14 protein-coding genes are annotated in these 18291 nt (G+C 42.0%); all 14 read right to left on the bottom strand.

Going from position 1 to position 18291, the window contains the following annotated elements; genetic code table 11:
- Position 1: 1 nt before the first annotated feature.
- The 14 genes from floA to ACHCNF_RS12995 all read right to left on the bottom strand — a co-directional run bounded on the left by floA (position 2) and on the right by ACHCNF_RS12995 (position 18186).
- On the bottom strand, positions 2-970 hold the full coding sequence (gene floA / locus ACHCNF_RS13060) for a flotillin-like protein FloA (protein WP_408070214.1): 969 nt from the start codon (positions 968-970) through the stop codon (positions 2-4).
- A complete protein-coding gene (locus tag ACHCNF_RS13055; RefSeq protein WP_408070213.1) occupies positions 971-1453 on the bottom strand; it encodes an NfeD family protein in 483 nt (160 codons plus the stop codon).
- Between the two features lie 2 nt (positions 1454-1455).
- Complete coding sequence (locus tag ACHCNF_RS13050) at positions 1456-2193, bottom strand: sensor histidine kinase (protein WP_408070212.1); 738 nt, start codon at positions 2191-2193, stop codon at positions 1456-1458.
- Positions 2194-2606: 413 nt separating this feature from the next.
- Complete coding sequence (locus tag ACHCNF_RS13045) at positions 2607-3254, bottom strand: hypothetical protein (RefSeq protein WP_408070211.1); 648 nt, start codon at positions 3252-3254, stop codon at positions 2607-2609.
- 67 nt (positions 3255-3321) lie between these two features.
- On the bottom strand, positions 3322-3456 hold the full coding sequence (locus tag ACHCNF_RS13040) for a class I SAM-dependent methyltransferase (protein WP_408070210.1): 135 nt from the start codon (positions 3454-3456) through the stop codon (positions 3322-3324).
- Between the two features lie 67 nt (positions 3457-3523).
- Positions 3524-4072, bottom strand: coding sequence for a phosphoglycerate mutase family protein (locus ACHCNF_RS13035; protein WP_408070209.1), 549 nt, complete (start codon positions 4070-4072; stop codon positions 3524-3526).
- Positions 4069-4533 carry an 8-oxo-dGTP diphosphatase gene (locus ACHCNF_RS13030; RefSeq protein WP_408070208.1) on the bottom strand — a complete coding sequence of 155 codons (465 nt, stop codon included), beginning with the start codon at positions 4531-4533 and terminating at the stop codon, positions 4069-4071. The genes ACHCNF_RS13035 and ACHCNF_RS13030 overlap by 4 nt, the downstream gene beginning before the upstream one ends.
- A gap of 23 nt (positions 4534-4556) precedes the next feature.
- A complete protein-coding gene (locus tag ACHCNF_RS13025; RefSeq protein WP_408070207.1) occupies positions 4557-5327 on the bottom strand; it encodes a GNAT family N-acetyltransferase in 771 nt (256 codons plus the stop codon).
- Positions 5328-5741: 414 nt separating this feature from the next.
- Positions 5742-6932: an elongation factor Tu gene (gene tuf / locus ACHCNF_RS13020; protein ID WP_035767514.1), complete on the bottom strand. Its 1191-nt coding sequence runs from the start codon at positions 6930-6932 to the stop codon at positions 5742-5744.
- Positions 6933-7096: 164 nt separating this feature from the next.
- Positions 7097-9214 carry an elongation factor G gene (gene fusA / locus ACHCNF_RS13015; protein ID WP_408070206.1) on the bottom strand — a complete coding sequence of 706 codons (2118 nt, stop codon included), beginning with the start codon at positions 9212-9214 and terminating at the stop codon, positions 7097-7099.
- Between the two features lie 45 nt (positions 9215-9259).
- The gene (gene rpsG / locus ACHCNF_RS13010) at positions 9260-9730 is read right to left on the bottom strand and encodes a 30S ribosomal protein S7 (protein WP_022760818.1); all 471 of its coding nucleotides are present in this window, start codon (positions 9728-9730) and stop codon (positions 9260-9262) included.
- 166 nt (positions 9731-9896) lie between these two features.
- On the bottom strand, positions 9897-10316 hold the full coding sequence (rpsL, locus tag ACHCNF_RS13005) for a 30S ribosomal protein S12 (RefSeq protein WP_408070205.1): 420 nt from the start codon (positions 10314-10316) through the stop codon (positions 9897-9899).
- A gap of 252 nt (positions 10317-10568) precedes the next feature.
- Complete coding sequence (rpoC, locus tag ACHCNF_RS13000; RefSeq protein WP_408072243.1) at positions 10569-14264, bottom strand: DNA-directed RNA polymerase subunit beta'; 3696 nt, start codon at positions 14262-14264, stop codon at positions 10569-10571.
- A 64-nt stretch (positions 14265-14328) separates the two neighbouring features.
- Positions 14329-18186, bottom strand: coding sequence for a DNA-directed RNA polymerase subunit beta (locus ACHCNF_RS12995; protein WP_408070204.1), 3858 nt, complete (start codon positions 18184-18186; stop codon positions 14329-14331).
- Positions 18187-18291 lie beyond the last annotated feature (105 nt).

Below are 18291 nucleotides of genomic sequence, written 5' to 3'. Positions count from 1 at the left end.
CTTATTTATTATCATCCTTCTTGATTTCGACATATTCGGCAATACTACTTCCGATGTCATTCTTCATCTTTGTATCTGCCTGAACATTTTTCAGATTGTAATAATCCAGAACCCCAAGATTTCCGGATCTAAGAGCCTCAGCCATGGCTCTGGGAATATCTGCCTCAGCCTTTACAACCTCAGCCTTCATTTCCTGCTCAAGAGCAACAGCCATAGCTCTTCTCTCCTCAGCCTTGGCCTGTGCAATTTTTGTATTAGCTTCTGCCTGCAGACTCTGGAGATTTGCTCCTATATTTCTGCCAATATCTATATCAGCTATATCTATGGAAATTATTTCATATGCTGTACCTGAATCCAAGCCCTTTTCCAAAACCACTTTAGAAATATCATCAGGGTTCTCCAAGACGCTGCTATGTGTAGCTGCTGAGCCAACTGTGGTAACGATACCCTCTCCTACTCTTGCAAGAACTGTTGCCTCACCTGCACCTCCGATCAGCTGATCAATATTGGTTCTTACAGTTACACGTGCCTTAACCAGCAGCTCTATACCATCCTTCGCAACAGCAGAAATCTGAGGAGTTTCGATTACCTTCGGAGTAACACTCATAGTAACTGCCTCGAATACATCTCGCCCTGCCAGATCAATAGCAGAAGCCTGTTCAAAAGAGAGGTTCATGCTTGCTCTCTCTGCTGCTATCAGAGCATTTACAACGCTGTCCACATTTCCGCCTGCTAAGTAATGAGCCTCCAGCTGATTGGTTTTAACGTCAATTCCTGCCTTTGTTGCCTTTATCATAGGGCTCACTATCCTTGCCGGCTTAACTCTTCTAAGCTTCATCCCAACCAATGAAAAGATGCTTATCTTAACACCGCTGGCAATAGCTGAAATCCACATTCCTACAGGTATTACAGTAAAGAATACAATTAATAAAATAATAATAAGTGCTGCGATTATAATGGATGCTTTCATTTATTTCTCCTCCTCAACTATTATCCTGTTATTTTTCACTTCTGTTATTACAAGAGCTGCATCTTTTTTTATGTAATAATTCGATGACATGACATCCAGTTTTACCCCATCAAACTCACCCTTCCCTGCAGGTCTTAAGTCTGATATTGCAAAGCCTTTTTTTCCAATCAGATATTCCATGTCCTTCTCATCTATAAAAAGATTATTGCCCTGCAAATCCGTATCAAGCTTTATCGGTGATTTTATTTTCTTGGAACTAAATATCACTATGCTACTCACTAGCATGACTGCTATGATGACAATAGTGATGACGCCTACAACTATTCTCTGAGATGCATTCTGTCCCGTCAAAAATATTCCTGCCATGGCACATATGATTCCGGCTATTCCGGGTAATCCAAATCCCGGCATAAAGAATTCAACCCCAATCAGCAATATCCCTATGAGCAGCACAAGTACCCCTAATATTTGAATTGCTCCCATAACTACACTCCTTTTTCAAAGCTAACAGTAAAAATTGTTTCCTCACTATCTGATGTGAGCTCAATTTCTCCTTTACTTTTGCACACTATTTCAGAAACGATTGCAAGTCCCATACCATGCCCGTCGCTAGCCTTTGTGGTAAAACCTTTTTTAAAAATTATCTCCCTTATATTTTCCGATATCATAGGTCCATTATCTTCTACTGAAAAAATGTAGCGCTCCTTTTCTTCAGTAATATTGACCCTTAGTTTCTTTTCCTCGATATCACTTTCTTCCAGTGCCCTTTGCGCATTATCTATAAGATTGGACAGAACCTTGCAAAGCTCCCAGTCCTCGATTCCAAGGTTCTTTAAGTCTGACTTCACCTCAATTACAAACTCAATTCCCTTTGCTTCGGATTCTGCTGATTTTGCTGCAAGCAGAGCATTTATAGCAGGTTTTGACGTCTTTACAGCTTTTCCTGTTTTCAATAGCTCTTTATAGACTTTCCTGAGGTATGAATTCATCTCATCATATTCCTCCAGTTCCATCAGTCCATATACAATTTGCAAATGATTAAGGTAATCATGTCTGTCCATTCTGAGCCTGTCGTTAAGCTTACACAGATTATCGATGCTTTCGCGAAGAGCATCATTTCTGCTTAAAAGCTTACGATAATTCCTTACCAGTACAACAATGCAGACTGCCAGTATAGCTACCAAAGTGGCACAAAAGACAAGATATAAGGTTTTTTCGTCCACAACCGCCTCCGTATTATCTATAATCTGATAATATCATTCAATATTCCGTTCACAATGCATATCATCTAAATTATACAAAAAATCTCCTGAAATGACATTATTGCAAGCAAAAAGGAGCATGCGTAAAGCACACCCCTTTAGTTTATCCATAGTGTTTACTATACCCTCTATCAGCTCAGATCACCTTATCTGATCAGGTTTTCTCTTTCCTTCTGCTCCATAACCATTATTTTCCTCCCCTGTATATCTCAAAAAATCACGTTTTACGTATGATTCACGTTTGATTATCTCCCAATATTATATTCTATTAGTGCTGTATCTGCTTAATGTAAGTCTTTCTTAATTCCATAATATTAAGCCTTTTCTTTATACTGCTTTTTCCTCGTCCATTCCTTTTATACAAAACATTCATGTTACATTCCAAAAAGAATATTATGAAAAAGTTCTGCAGTTCTCTCTTTTCCGATGCCCTTAACAAAGACATCTGTAGAAGGACCGCCATTTTCAAGTAAGCCATCTATATAGAACAAAGCCTTTTCTTTTTTGGCGTTTGCATCCACAACAGGCTTTACCGGAGTCTCAAGAAAGTATGTCAGGTACAATCTTGTAAGCTCATCAAAAGCTTCAGTAACAGTCTTATTTCCTTTAAAAGAAATACTCTGTGAAAGCTTTATGTCATCATACCAGTGTTTTCCCGGATCCCTTTGTGGAAGATTTTCATATTTATCTATTAAATCATCTAGTTTTTCAAAAGAGTTCTTCGTAACCATAGTGTCGTAAAGCTCAGTGATAAGCGTATCATTTCCCATGGCAAGAATTCTGTCATATGAGTAAAGCGGCAAATCAATTTCAAAAGGATTGATAACAAGTGTATCCATCTTCATTAGCCCGAAAAAGCCAGATGCGCTCATAATTGAGACATGCCCAAGCCCGTGAGCTCTAAAGGCTTTAATATCAAATTTCATCCCACTGACCTTAAGATTTTCATAAGCAGAAGTATCAATAGGAGTAAGCGAATATTTGGATGTTACTACACCAAGTAATATATTAAGATCTATCATACATGCCTCCGACGATGAAATCCTTTGAAACATTTTCCCCATTCAAGTTATTTGTAACCATAAGAAATCACATGACAACGCGCAGCCAAGAATCCATCTGCGCCAGAAAACCATATCCACAGCCAAAATCGATAATCCTTACCGGCTTGTCAATCTTCCAAACACATTTTACAAGGAATTCAAAATAATCATTGTTCCACATATTCTTCCTGGAACTATGCAAAAAATCTTTCTCTAATCCCCAATCTGTCATATACAAAAAATCCTTTTTACCTCTCACAACCTCTTGTAAGTAAAATTACTTCTCCATTCCTATAGTTCACTCGCTCTTTATCTGCTTTGAAGCCCACATTCTTCATTATTCTAATCAAAGTATGCATAAAGAAGCCATGTGTGACTACAGCACAATCCTCATTATGCTTTATTATCATGTTCACAAACTGCTCTGCTCTCTTAGAGGTCTGCTTCCTGCCTTCAGGTTGTCTTTTATTTCCGATTAGCCACTGCAGCCTTCCTAGAAAATTCCAAACACCCAACGGCAAACGTATTGCTATATCAAATCCTGAATGAAGCGGAACCTCATTTAGCAGTGCTGTCCTATTGAAATCCTCTTCTCCAAATATCTTTTCTGCAGTTTGTAGAGTCCTGTCCAAATCGCTAATATAAATCTTTTGAATATCATCGTTCACTGTATCTACAGATGCCTTATCAATCGGAGCTTTGTCATATAACGCACTCTGCTCATCAAACTCAGCAGATGTGCACCACTTTTTCCAATCATGAAGTACTTTTCCATGCCTAATTATCATCACTCTCATTTTATTGATACCATCCAGTTATCACCCTCAACAAGATATTGGAACTCAGTAAGTTCCGGATTATTTATTACTTCCAAAAGCTCATCCAGATCATCAACTGTTTCAAATTCTGACAGTTTACTTTTCTCTACCCACTCCATCTGGCCTTCATCTGAGGAGATAACATTTCCGACAAACTCGCTTGTTTTGAAAAGAAAAACTATATATCTACCATTTTCGTATTTGCCGTCCTTGATTGGGAACTGCTTGACTCCTACCAGCTTAGGATTACTAATCTCGAGTCCTGTTTCTTCTTTCATCTCACGTATTACCGCATCAACAAAAGACTCTCCCATTTCAACATGCCCCCCTGGAAGAGTGTAGCCTTTCCAATCCTCTTTGACTCTATTTTGAAGCAGCACTTTGTCTCCATCTGAAATGAGGCAAAGAACTGTTAATTCCACTATTTCTGTTCTGCTCATGTTTTCCTCATCATGCTTATGCTTTATAGTTTTAAAACTGCAATTAATTCTTCTCCGTCCACATCCCCTGTTTCTACAAATCCAAAAGACTCATAAAGAGCTTTTGCCACCTTATTCTCCGGTTCATATGAAAGCCAACAGTACTCAGCTTTTCCACATGGAGATGTCCTAATAAATTCGAGCGCAAGTTCTATTGCTTTTCTGCCATAGCCCTTTTGCTGATATCCCTTGTCTATCATCAGGCGCCATAAATTATAGTTTTTATCTGCTACCTTAGGCGCATCATCCCAATAGTCATCTTTGTCGTATCCGATCATAACAAATCCAACAAGTGTATCATCTTCATAAATTCCAAAAGGAAACGCGTAGCCATTATTGGTGACAGTTGTATAAGCCTCAATGATACTAACCTCATTAGAAGCAACGAATTCTCTCTGGTCGTCATTAACAGATAGTTTTAAAATATCCCAAACATTTTTACCATTTATCTTCTCAAGTCTTAACATGTAGCATTCTCCCCAAGTAATACTTCTAGCTGCTTTGACCAATAATGACTTTTCCAATTGTTCTTCAGTAATAAATCCATCTAATGCTTTTTCAAAAGTAATGTTCCCACTTTCACTATGAATCTTTAAGTCCCGCAATTGTCCGTTTCCCTCAAGATGGTGAAAGTCTTCTTCAGCAAATCTGACTCTAACCTCAAAGCCTTTGCCTTTGTATGCCAAACAGAAATAGTATTCTATAGTTAAAAGTTTTTCAAATGCTTCCGCATTTATTTTAATCTTATTTTCCACACCGCCTCTATAATTAAAGCCCCGACTCTCGTCGAGGCTTTAATTATATAGTGTTTTCTTTTCAGCTTGCGCCTAACTGGCTCGCGGTTGTCACACTAAACCCGCCCATAGACTCCATGCATCCCCCTGCCAGTAGGGATTTACACTTCACAGCCAACAAATGCTCAAAGTCATTTGTTACAACTTCAATGTACAGTATAGAAATCAACCTGTCAAATAAAATCTTTCAAAAACATGACACTATTTTAGCACCGAAAGCACCGCCTCAGAACGTGCATAAATACTACCTTTTAGAATAAATCTGAAATTTTTAGAGCCAAATTAGAGCCAGTGACCATTTTAAGCCAGATTGTATACAAAAAAACAGCTCCCAGAGAAACTCTGGAAGCTGTATAAAATCTAGGTTTGTTAAGATTACTCAACGATTGTAGCAACACGGCCTGAACCAACTGTTCTACCACCTTCACGGATAGCGAACTTAAGACCCTGCTCCATAGCGATGGGGTGGATAAGCTCGATGCTCATTGTTACGTGGTCACCAGGCATGCACATTTCTGTACCTTCAGGAAGGTTGCAAACACCTGTAACGTCAGTTGTTCTGAAGTAGAACTGAGGTCTGTAGTTGTTGAAGAAAGGAGTATGACGTCCACCTTCATCCTTTGTAAGAACGTAAACCTCAGCAGTGAACTTCTTGTGGCAAGTTACTGTGCCGGGCTTTGTGATACACTGACCTCTCTGGATACCATCACGGTCTACACCACGAAGAAGAAGACCTACGTTGTCACCAGCTTCGCAGTAATCCATTGTCTTACGGAACATCTCGATACCAGTACATACAGACTTAGCTGTCTCTTCCTTGATACCAACGATTTCGATTTCGTCGTTAAGGTTGAGGTGACCTCTCTCTACACGACCTGTAGCAACTGTTCCACGACCTGTGATTGTGAATACGTCCTCAACAGGCATAAGGAAAGGCTTATCTGTCTCACGAGTAGGTTCAGGGATGTAAGAATCAACTGTGTCCATGAGCTCCATAACCTTGTCGCCCCACTCAGACTTAGGATCCTCAAGAGCCTTAAGAGCTGAACCACGAATGATCGGGATATCATCTCCAGGGAACTCATACTCTGTAAGAAGGTCTCTGATCTCCATCTCAACGAGGTCAAGAAGTTCAGGATCATCAACCATATCGCACTTGTTCATGAATACGATGATGTAAGGAACACCTACCTGACGAGCAAGAAGAACGTGCTCTCTTGTCTGAGCCATAACACCATCAGTAGCAGCAACAACGAGGATTGAACCATCCATCTGAGCTGCACCAGTGATCATGTTCTTTACATAGTCAGCGTGGCCAGGGCAGTCAACGTGTGCGTAGTGTCTTGATGCTGTCTCATACTCGATGTGAGCAGAGTTGATTGTGATACCACGCTCCTTCTCTTCGGGTGCCTTATCGATCTGATCGAAAGCAACAGCAGGGCTGAATCCTCTGTCTGCAAGAACAGTTGTGATAGCTGCTGTAAGAGTTGTCTTACCATGGTCAACGTGTCCGATTGTACCAATGTTTACGTGCGGCTTACTTCTGTCAAACTTAGCTTTTGCCATTTTTAAATATCCTCCTTAAATAAAATGTCACATCAACATTTTTTTTCAAAATAACCGACTATACCGATTATATTAAAATTTTGGCTTTAAATCAAGCCTAAAATAGTATAAACAAGGGCTTATGCCACGATTTCATTAAGAAATCGCGGCCATCCCATTATTTATTATGCATTTTTGTTAGAAAGTACTTTCTCCTGGATGTTCTTCGGTACAGGAGCATACTTCTCGAAGAACATAGAGTAGTTACCACGACCCTGAGTTCTTGAACGAAGGTCTGTAGCATATCCGAACATCTCAGCAAGCGGAACATGTGCTCTGACAATCTTACCGCCACCAAGGTCATCCATACCTTCAACCTGTCCACGACGTGAGTTAACGTCACCGATAACATCACCCATGTACTCTTCAGGCATTGTAACCTCAACCTTCATGATGGGCTCAAGGAGAACCATTCCTCCCTTAGCCATAGCATCCTTGAATGCCATAGATCCGGCAATATGGAATGCCATTTCTGAAGAATCGACTTCATGGTAAGATCCGTCATAAACTGTAGCATGTACACCTACAACAGGGAATCCACCAAGTGAACCGGCCTTCATAGCCTCTTCGATACCTTCGCTGATAGGCTGGATATATTCCTTAGGAATAGAACCACCAACAACTTCGCTATCAAACTGGTAAAGATTCTCGCCGTTAGCATCCATGGGCTCGAAGCGAACCTTACAGTGACCGTACTGACCACGTCCACCGGACTGCTTAGCATACTTACTTTCGATATCGCAAGCATTAACAAGAGCCTCTCTGTATGCAACCTGAGGTGCACCAACGTTAGCCTCTACCTTATACTCACGAAGAAGTCTGTCAACGATGATATCAAGGTGAAGCTCACCCATACCAGCGATGATTGTCTGACCTGTCTCAGAGTTAGTATGAGCTCTGAATGTAGGATCTTCTTCAGCAAGCTTCTGAAGAGCCTCATCAAGCTTCTGCTGACCAGCCTTAGTCTTAGGCTCGATAGCAAGCTCGATAACAGGATCAGGGAACTCCATAGACTCAAGGATTACTGGGTTCTTCTCGTCACAGAGTGTATCACCTGTAGTTGTGTTCTTAAGACCAACAGCTGCAGCGATATCACCTGAATATACCTTATCAAGGTCTGAACGCTTGTTAGCGTGCATCTGAAGGATACGTCCAAGACGTTCCTTTGTATCCTTAGTACTGTTAAGTACATAAGAACCTGAATTTGCTGTACCACGATATACACGGAAGAATGCAAGCTTTCCTACGAAAGGATCGCTGACAATCTTGAATGCAAGAGCAGCAAACGGGCCATCATCTGTTGAAGCAACTTCAACTTCATTGCCGTCCATATCTGTACCCTTACAAGCAGGGATATCAATAGGTGAAGGCATGAACTCGATAACAGCATCGATAAGCTTCTGGATACCACGGTTTCTGTGTGCAGAACCACAGCATACAGGGAATGCCTTACATTCACAAGTAGCCTTACGAAGAGCAGCCTTAAGCTCCTCCATTGTAGGCTCCTCACCTTCAAGGTACTTCATCATAAGATCTTCATCGAGGTCGCAGATCTTCTCTACGAGCTCACTACGATAAAGCTCTGCATCGTCCTTAAGCTCTGCAGGGATTTCTCCGATTGTTACATCTTCACCCTTATCATCGTTGTAGATGTAAGCCTGCATCTCAAAAAGGTCGATAACACCCTGGAACTGATCCTCAGCTCCGATCGGGATTTCGATCATGATAGCATTTTTCTTAAGTCTATTTCTGATCTGTTCAACAGCTCCGAAATAGTTTGCTCCGATGATATCCATCTTGTTGATGAATGCCATACGAGGAACATTAAATCCATCAGCCTGACGCCATACGTTCTCAGACTGAGGCTCAACGCCTTCTTTTGCACTGAATACGCCTACTGCACCATCAAGTACACGAAGTGAACGCTCAACCTCAACGGTAAAGTCAACGTGGCCGGGAGTATCGATAATGTTGATACGATGCTCCTTAGCACCGGGCTTAACCTTTCCGTTTTCCTGAAGTGTCCAATGGCATGTCGTAGCTGCAGATGTGATTGTGATACCTCTTTCCTGCTCCTGTTCCATCCAGTCCATGGTAGCAGTACCTTCATAGGTCTCACCAATCTTATAGTTAACACCGGTATAGTAAAGAATACGCTCTGTAAGTGTAGTCTTACCAGCATCGATATGAGCCATAATACCAATGTTTCTGGTTCTCTCCAATGGGTATTGTCTTTCAGCCAAAGGTTTATCCTCCTAATAATAATCGACGTTTCTGCAACAAACAGATTAGAATCTGTAGTGTGAGAATGCCTTGTTTGCTTCTGCCATCTTGTGCATATCTTCTTTTCTCTTTACAGATGCACCAGTGTTGTTGAATGCATCAAGAATCTCTGATGCAAGTCTGTCAACCATGGTCTTCTCGCCTCTGTTACGAGAAAATGTTACAAGCCAGCGAAGTGCAAGGGCCTGACGTCTATCCGGACGAACCTCGATCGGTACCTGATATGTAGCACCACCGATACGTCTAGCCTTTACCTCGAGAGCGGGCATGATGTTGTTCATAGCACCCTCGAATACTTCAAGAGCAGGCTTTCCAGCCTTCTCCTCTACCTGTGCGAATGCACCATATACGATCTTCTGTGCAACACCCTTCTTACCATCAAGCATAACTGTGTTGATAAGCTTTGTTACAACCTTGTTATCGTATAAAGGATCCGCTAATACGTCACGTTTTACAATATGTCCTTTACGCGGCACGGTTCTTCCCTCCTTTAGAATCACAGATGAGTGTCAGTCTTCATCCGTTTACTATAGATCATAGGTACTCACTAATTTTTAGTGTACGTGCGGGTCTTTTATTTCAAAAATAAAGAAACACCAACACTATTAAAAAAATTAGATCTTGTAATGATAGTTACTTAAATTACTTTGCAGCCTTAGGTCTCTTTGCGCCGTACTTGGAGCGAGCCTGCTTACGGTCTGCAACACCTGCTGTGTCAAGAGTTCCACGGATAATGTGATATCTTGTACCAGGCAGGTCCTTAACTCTTCCACCACGGATGAGAACAACGCTGTGCTCCTGAAGGTTGTGACCTTCGCCGGGAATGTAGCTTGTTACCTCGATACCGTTAGAAAGACGTACTCTGGCGATCTTTCTAAGAGCTGAGTTAGGCTTCTTAGGTGTAGCTGTCTTAACAGCAGTACATACGCCTCTCTTCTGAGGTGAAGATGTATCAATTGCCTTCTTATGAAGGGAATTGAATCCTTTCTGAAGCGCAGGAGCTGTTGACTTCTTCTCAGAAGTCTGACGACCTTTACGAACTAACTGGTTAAATGTTGGCATTCCTTTTACCTCCTATTTTAGTAGTAAAACAATATATGATAAACAGACAGCTCTCTGACATAGAAACTATCTGAGAATCAACACATACATCAAGCGAAAGGGGCACACTATCCCCTCTCGCTTGTCGCACAGTTTCATAGTATAAATATTTAAATTTACCTTGTCAAGCACAATAAATACAAAATTGCACTATTTTATGAACTTTTCATAATTAAGCTTCTTTAATAATTTCTAGAAGTTCTATAAAAAGTCTTATTCCTCATCATCTGAGACAACAACTTCTTCAGCATCTGAATCAAGCTCGCTGATGAAATCGTCATCATCATCAAGGTTCTTCTTGAGAATCAGTTTATCAAGATCCTTGAAGTTAGCATCAGTATTAAGCGCTGTATTGCGATAACGCTTCATACCTGTTCCTGCAGGAATTAGCTTACCGATAATAACATTTTCCTTAAGACCGATAAGCGGATCAACCTTACCCTTGATAGCTGCATCAGTAAGAACCTTAGTGGTCTCCTGGAAGGAAGCAGCTGAAAGGAATGAGTTAGTAGCAAGTGCAGCCTTGGTGATACCAAGAATTACCTGCTTGCCTTCAGCGGGTTTCTTGCCCTCTCCGATAAGTCTCTCGTTATCATCCTCGAAATCAAGTACATCTACGAGAGTTCCGGGAAGGAAGTTTGTATCTCCACTTTCCTCTATACGCACTTTCTTAAGCATCTGACGTACGATAACCTCGATATGCTTATCGCAGATATCAACACCCTGCAGACGGTAAACTCTCTGTACCTCACGAAGGAGATAATCCTGAACTGCACGTATACCTTTAATCTTAAGAAGATCATGAGGATTTACGCTACCTTCTGTAAGTTCATCACCGGCTTCAACCTGCTGGTTGTCAATAACCTTGATACGTGAGCCGTAAGGAATAAGGTATGCCTTTGACTCACCTGTCTCATCGTTAGTGATGATAACTTCACGCTTCTTCTTTGTATCCTTAATGGTAGCTGTACCATCAAGCTCAGAGATAATAGCAAGTCCCTTAGGTTTTCTTGCCTCGAAAAGCTCTTCGACACGGGGAAGACCCTGTGTTATATCACCACCGGCAACACCACCGGTATGGAACGTTCTCATTGTAAGCTGAGTACCGGGCTCACCGATTGACTGAGCAGCGATGATACCAACTGTCTCACCAACCTGAACGGGCTCACCTGTTGCCATGTTTGCACCATAGCACTTAGCACAAATACCAATATGTGAACGGCAGGTAAGGATTGTTCTGATCTTAACTGCTGTTACAGCCTCACCCTTGCTGTTAACGCCATCACTTAAGATTCTCTTAGCACGGCTGGGTGTAATAATATGATTCTTCTTAACAATGATGTTGCCATCCTTGTCTTTGATGTCCTCACATGTATATCTTCCTGTGATACGATCCTCTAAAGGCTCGATCATAGCCTTACCATCTTTGAATTCTTTAACGGTAATTCCGGGAATAACTGCCTTTCCTTCACTACAGTCAAGCTCACGGATGATAAGTTCCTGAGATACGTCAACCATTCGACGTGTCAGGTATCCTGAATCGGCTGTACGAAGAGCTGTATCTGACAGACCCTTACGAGCACCATGCGCTGACATGAAGTATTCCAGAACGTCCAGACCTTCACGGAAGTTTGACTTGATAGGAAGTTCGATTGTACGACCTGTTGTATCAGCCATAAGTCCACGCATACCGGCCAGCTGTTTGATCTGCTGATCACTACCACGGGCACCGGAATCTGCCATCATGTGGATGTTGTTATATTTATCAAGACCCTTGAGAAGTACCTCAGTAAGCTTCTTATCGGTATCCATCCATGTCTCAACAACAAGACGATAACGCTCTTCATCTGTCATGAGACCACGACGATAGTTAGTTGCAATCTCATCAACTATAGCCTGTGCTTCATCAAGCATCTGCTGCTTCTGCGGAGGCACTGTCATATCTGCGATAGATACTGTCATAGCCGCTCTTGTTGAATAGTGATAACCTGTTGACTTGATCTTATCAAGTACCTCTGCTGTAGCAAATGTACCATGAGTGTTGATCATGTTGGTTACAATCTTCTTGAGCTGCTTCTTACCAACCATGAAGTCAATCTCAAGCTTGAACTTGTTCTCCGGAACTGAACGATCTACAAATCCAAGATCCTGAGGTATAAATTCATTGAACAGGAATCTTCCGAGTGTAGACTCAACGATGCCTGTTATCTCCTCGCCATTCTCATCCTTACGTGCAACACGTATTTTGATCTTTGACTGAAGAGTTATGTAGTCATTTTCATATGCAAGGATTGCTTCATCAATACTCTTGAAAAACTTGCCCTCACCCTTAGCACCTTCACGCTCCTGAGTAAGATAGTAGATACCCAATACCATATCCTGTGTAGGAACGTTAACCGGGCCACCATCTGAAGGCTTAAGCAGATTATTGGGAGCAAGCATAAGGAATCTGCTCTCAGCCTGTGCCTCAACTGACAGCGGAAGGTGTACAGCCATCTGGTCACCATCGAAGTCAGCATTGAAAGGTGTACATACAAGAGGATGAAGCTTAATAGCTTTACCTTCTACAAGGATAGGCTCAAATGCCTGGATACCAAGTCTATGCAGTGTGGGAGCACGGTTAAGCATTACTGGATGCTCTTTAATAACATCCTCAAGTACGTCCCATACCTGCTCATCAAGTCTCTCAACCAGCTTCTTTGCATTCTTTATATTCTGTGAGATTCCTCTGGAAACAAGTTCCTTCATAACAAAGGGCTTGAAAAGCTCAATAGCCATTTCCTTAGGAAGTCCGCACTGATAAATCTTAAGCTCAGGACCTACGACGATAACTGAACGTCCTGAATAGTCAACACGCTTACCAAGAAGGTTCTGACGGAAACGACCGCCCTTACCTTTAAGCATGTCTGAAAGTGATTTAAGTGCACGGTTTCCGGGGCCTGTAACAGGTCTACCACGTCTGCCGTTATCAATAAGAGCATCCACTGCTTCCTGAAGCATACGTTTCTCATTACGAACGATGATGTCGGGTGCTCCAAGGTCGAGAAGTCTCTTAAGACGATTATTTCTGTTAATAATACGACGGTAAAGATCATTAAGATCTGATGTAGCAAAACGTCCACCGTCAAGCTGAACCATAGGACGAAGATCCGGAGGTATAACCGGTATACAGTCAAGTACCATCCATGAAGGATCATTTCCTGACTCACGGAAAGATTCAACAACCTCAAGTCTCTTAATTATACGCTGTTTTTTCTGTCCGCTTGAAGTATCAAGACCTTCCTTAAGTTCCTGATATTCTGCCTCAAGGTCTATGCTCATAAGGAGCTCTTTAATAGCCTCTGCACCGATTCCGGCACGGAACTTTCCGCCCCACTCCTCACGTGCATCCTGGTATTCTTTCTCAGAGAGAACCTGCTTGTACTCGAGGTTAGTATCACCTGCATCAAGTACTATATAAGATGCAAAATAAAGAACTTTCTCAAGTACTCTGGGTGAAAGATCAAGTATAAGACCCATACGGCTGGGTATTCCCTTGAAATACCAAATATGTGATACAGGAGCAGCAAGTTCGATGTGGCCCATACGCTCACGACGAACACTGCTCTTTGTTACTTCAACGCCACAACGGTCACATATAACACCTCTGTAACGAATCTTCTTGTACTTACCACAGTGACATTCCCAGTCCTTTGTGGGTCCAAAAATCTTTTCACAGAACAGACCGTCTCTCTCAGGCTTAAGTGTACGATAGTTGATTGTCTCAGGCTTTAAAACTTCGCCATGTGACCATTCTCTGATCTTTTCAGGGGAAGCGAGACCAATCTTTATAGCATCAAATGTCATCGGCTGATATGTCGGTGCTGATGAAGTTCTTCCGCTGGAAGCTTCGTTTATTGCTTTATTCATTGTAGAATCAGACATTCGTAACCTCTTTTCTGTTGTTTACATGATTGCAGTTAATCACCGCAAATTAAAAGTTATCATCAAGACCATCAGCAGCATCAAATTCTTCTTCAATTGCTGCATCGTCATCCTCAGTCACAAGCTCTCCATCTTCATCAAATGCCTGTGTCTGATAACCATTCTCTGCGAGATTTTCACGATCGTAATCGCGATTAACCTCACCTTCAATTTCATAGCGATAGTCAGAATCACTGTAATCAACTGATTCCATGATCTCAACTTCAGTGTTGTCCTCACGAAGTACTCTTACATCCAATCCAAGTGACTGAAGTTCCTTCAAAAGAACCTTGAAGGATTCAGGTACTCCGGGTTCAGGAATATTATCGCCCTTGATGATAGCTTCGTATGTCTTAACACGTCCTACAACGTCATCAGACTTAACTGTAAGAATTTCCTGCAGTGTGTATGCTGCACCGTAAGCTTCAAGAGCCCAAACTTCCATCTCTCCGAAACGCTGTCCACCAAACTGTGCCTTACCACCCAAAGGCTGCTGTGTAACCAGTGAGTAAGGGCCTGTTGAACGAGCATGGATCTTATCATCAACAAGGTGATGCAGCTTAAGGTAATGCATGTGTCCGATAGTAGTCGGTGAATCGAAAGGAATACCGGTACGACCATCTCTAAGCTGTACCTTACCGTCTGTACTGATCGGAACGCCCTTCCAAAGCTCTCTGTGATCTCTGTTATCATAAAGGTACTTCATGATCTCCGGGTCCACACTGTCTTTATATTTTTCTTCAAACTCTTCCCATGAACTGTTTACATAATCATTAGCCATTGTAAGAGTTGCCTGTATATCTTTCTCGTTAGCACCATCAAAAATAGGTGTTGCAATATTAAATCCAAGTGCCTTAGCAGCAAGTGAAAGGTGAATCTCAAGGACCTGTCCGATATTCATACGAGAAGGCACGCCCAGAGGATTAAGTACGATATCAAGCGGACGACCGTTAGGCAGGTAAGGCATATCCTCGATAGGAAGTACGCGGGAAACGACACCCTTGTTACCATGTCGACCAGCCATCTTATCGCCGACTGAAATCTTTCTCTTCTGTGCAATATAAATACGAACTGCCTGATTTACACCGGGGCTAAGTTCATCACCATTTTCTCTTGTGAATACCTTGGCATCAACAACGATACCATACTCACCATGAGGTACCTTAAGTGATGTATCACGAACCTCACGTGCCTTTTCACCGAAAATAGCACGAAGAAGTCTCTCTTCTGCAGTAAGCTCTGTTTCTCCCTTAGGAGTAACCTTACCAACAAGGATATCACCGGCACGAACCTCTGCACCGATACGGATAATTCCGCGATCATCAAGATCCTTAAGAGCTTCGTCACCAACACCGGGAACATCTCTTGTAATCTCTTCAGGTCCGAGCTTTGTCTCACGAGCTTCTGCCTCATACTCCTCAATATGGATTGAAGTGAATACATCATCACGAACAAGTCTCTCACTAAGAAGTACAGCGTCCTCGTAGTTATAACCTTCCCAAGTCATGAATCCAATAAGAGGGTTCTTACCAAGTCCAAGCTCTCCCATGTATGTTGAAGGACCATCGGCAATTACATCACCGGCCTTTACATGGTCGCCCTTGAATACGATAGGTCTCTGGTTATAGCAGTTACTCTGGTTACTTCTCTGGAACTTGATCAGGTGATATTCTTCCTTCTCACCATCATCATATGTCATCTGGATAAGTTTGCTATCAACAAAATCAATAACACCATCTTTCTTAGCGACAACACATACACCTGAATCAACAGCTGCCTTACGCTCCATACCTGTTCCTACTGCAGGAGCTTCTGTTGTAAGAAGCGGCACTGCCTGACGCTGCATGTTTGATCCCATAAGAGCACGGTTAGCATCGTCGTTCTCAAGGAAAGGAATAAGTGCTGTAGCAACTGAGAATACCATTCTGGGAGATACGTCCATATACTCGAACATAGTCTTCGGGTATTCAGATGTTTCCTCTCTGTAACGACCTGAAGCATTATTCTTCTTGAAATAGCCGTTCTCATCAAGAGGTGTGTTAGCCTGAGCTACATGGTAATTATCTTCTTCATCCGCTGTAAGATACTCAACCTCATCAGTTACACGAGGGTTCTGAGGATCTGTGCGGTCAACCTTACGATAAGGAGCCTCTACGAAACCATACTGGTTTACTCTTGCATAGCTTGCAAGTGAGTTAATAAGTCCGATGTTAGGACCTTCAGGTGTCTCGATAGGGCACATACGTCCATAGTGTGTATAGTGTACGTCTCGAACCTCGAATCCGGCTCTGTCTCTTGAAAGACCACCGGGACCAAGTGCTGAAAGACGACGCTTATGAGTAAGCTCACCAAGAGGGTTATTCTGATCCATAAACTGTGACAGCTGTGAAGATCCGAAGAACTCCTTAACCGCAGCCTGTACAGGCTTAATGTTGATAAGGCTCTGAGCAGAAATCTCATCAGCATCATGAGTTGTCATTCTTTCACGAACAACTCTCTCAAGTCTTGAAAGACCGATTCTATACTGGTTCTGTAACAGCTCACCTACGCAACGGATACGACGGTTACCGAGGTGATCGATATCATCATCATGGCCGATGCCATACTCAAGATGCATGTTATAGTTAATTGAAGCAAGTATATCTTCCTTAGTAATGTGCTTGGGAATAAGCTCATTTACATGCTTTCTGATAGCATCAGCAAGGCTCTCGGGATCCTTATCAGCATATTCTGTAAGGAGATCTCTGAGTGCAGGATAGTATACATCCTCAGTAATACCCAGTTCTTCAGGATTACAATCAATAAAGCTTGTAATGTCAACCATCATATTAGAAAGAACCTTAACATTACGCTCCTCACCCTGAATAAGAACATAAGGAATACCGGCATTCTGAATCTCAGTAGCAAGGGCACGATCAACCTTGGTACCTGCAGCTGCGATCATCTCACCTGTATTCTCATCGATTACGTCCTCTGCAAGAATCTGCTTGTTGATTCTGTTCTTAAAATGAAGCTTCTTATTAAACTTATAACGTCCAACCTTAGCAAGATCATATCTTCTTGCATCGAAGAACATAGCATTAATAAGACTCTCTGCGCTCTCAACGCTAAGAGGTTCACCGGGACGAATCTTTTTATATAACTCAAGAAGACCACTCTGGTAATCAGTTGAAGGATCCTTAGTAAAGCTAGCCTGGATCTTCGGCTCATCACCAAACAGGTCTACAATTTCTTCATTTGATCCGATTCCAAGTGCACGGATAAGTACAGTAACAGGAACCTTTCTGGTTCTGTCTACTCTTACATAAAATACATCATAGGAATCAGTCTCATACTCGAGCCATGCACCACGGTTAGGAATAACAGTACATGCGATCAGCTTCTTACCGATCTTATCACGAGTTATATCATAATAAATACCGGGGGAACGTACCAACTGGCTGACAATAACACGCTCTGCTCCGTTGATTACAAATGTTCCGGTTGCTGTCATAAGAGGAAGATCACCCATAAAAATTTCATGTTCAGCAATCTCGCCACTCTCTTTATTGTTAAGGCGAACCATAACCTTAAGAGGTGCCGCAAAGGTCGCATCTCTCTCTTTACATTTCTCGATTGTATTCTTGTTCTTGTCTATTTCATCCGGACAAAGTTTGAAATCAACAAACTCAAGACTCAGCTTACCGCTGTAATCCTCGATAGGAGAGATATCGTTGAAGACCTCTTTAAGACCCTCGTCAAGGAACCATTGATATGAATTCTTCTGAACTTCTATCAGGTTCGGCATCTCCAGGACTTCCTTCTGGCGCTGGAAACTCATACGTACATTTTTACCAGTACCAATAGGATGCAATCTGTTTTTTTCCATTGACATTCACCCCGTTCTTAATTTTTTATTTGGCAGTTAAGCAGGCGCTCTTAAAAAAGTGCGCAAAGTGCCTACCACTCCACAATAGTGCATTTTCCATTCTAC

The sequence above is a fragment of the Butyrivibrio sp. NATIVEDY162 genome (assembly GCF_045999815.1).
Classification (GTDB): Bacteria; Bacillota; Clostridia; order Lachnospirales; family Lachnospiraceae; genus Butyrivibrio.
This window is presented reverse-complemented; position numbering and strand designations above follow the sequence as displayed.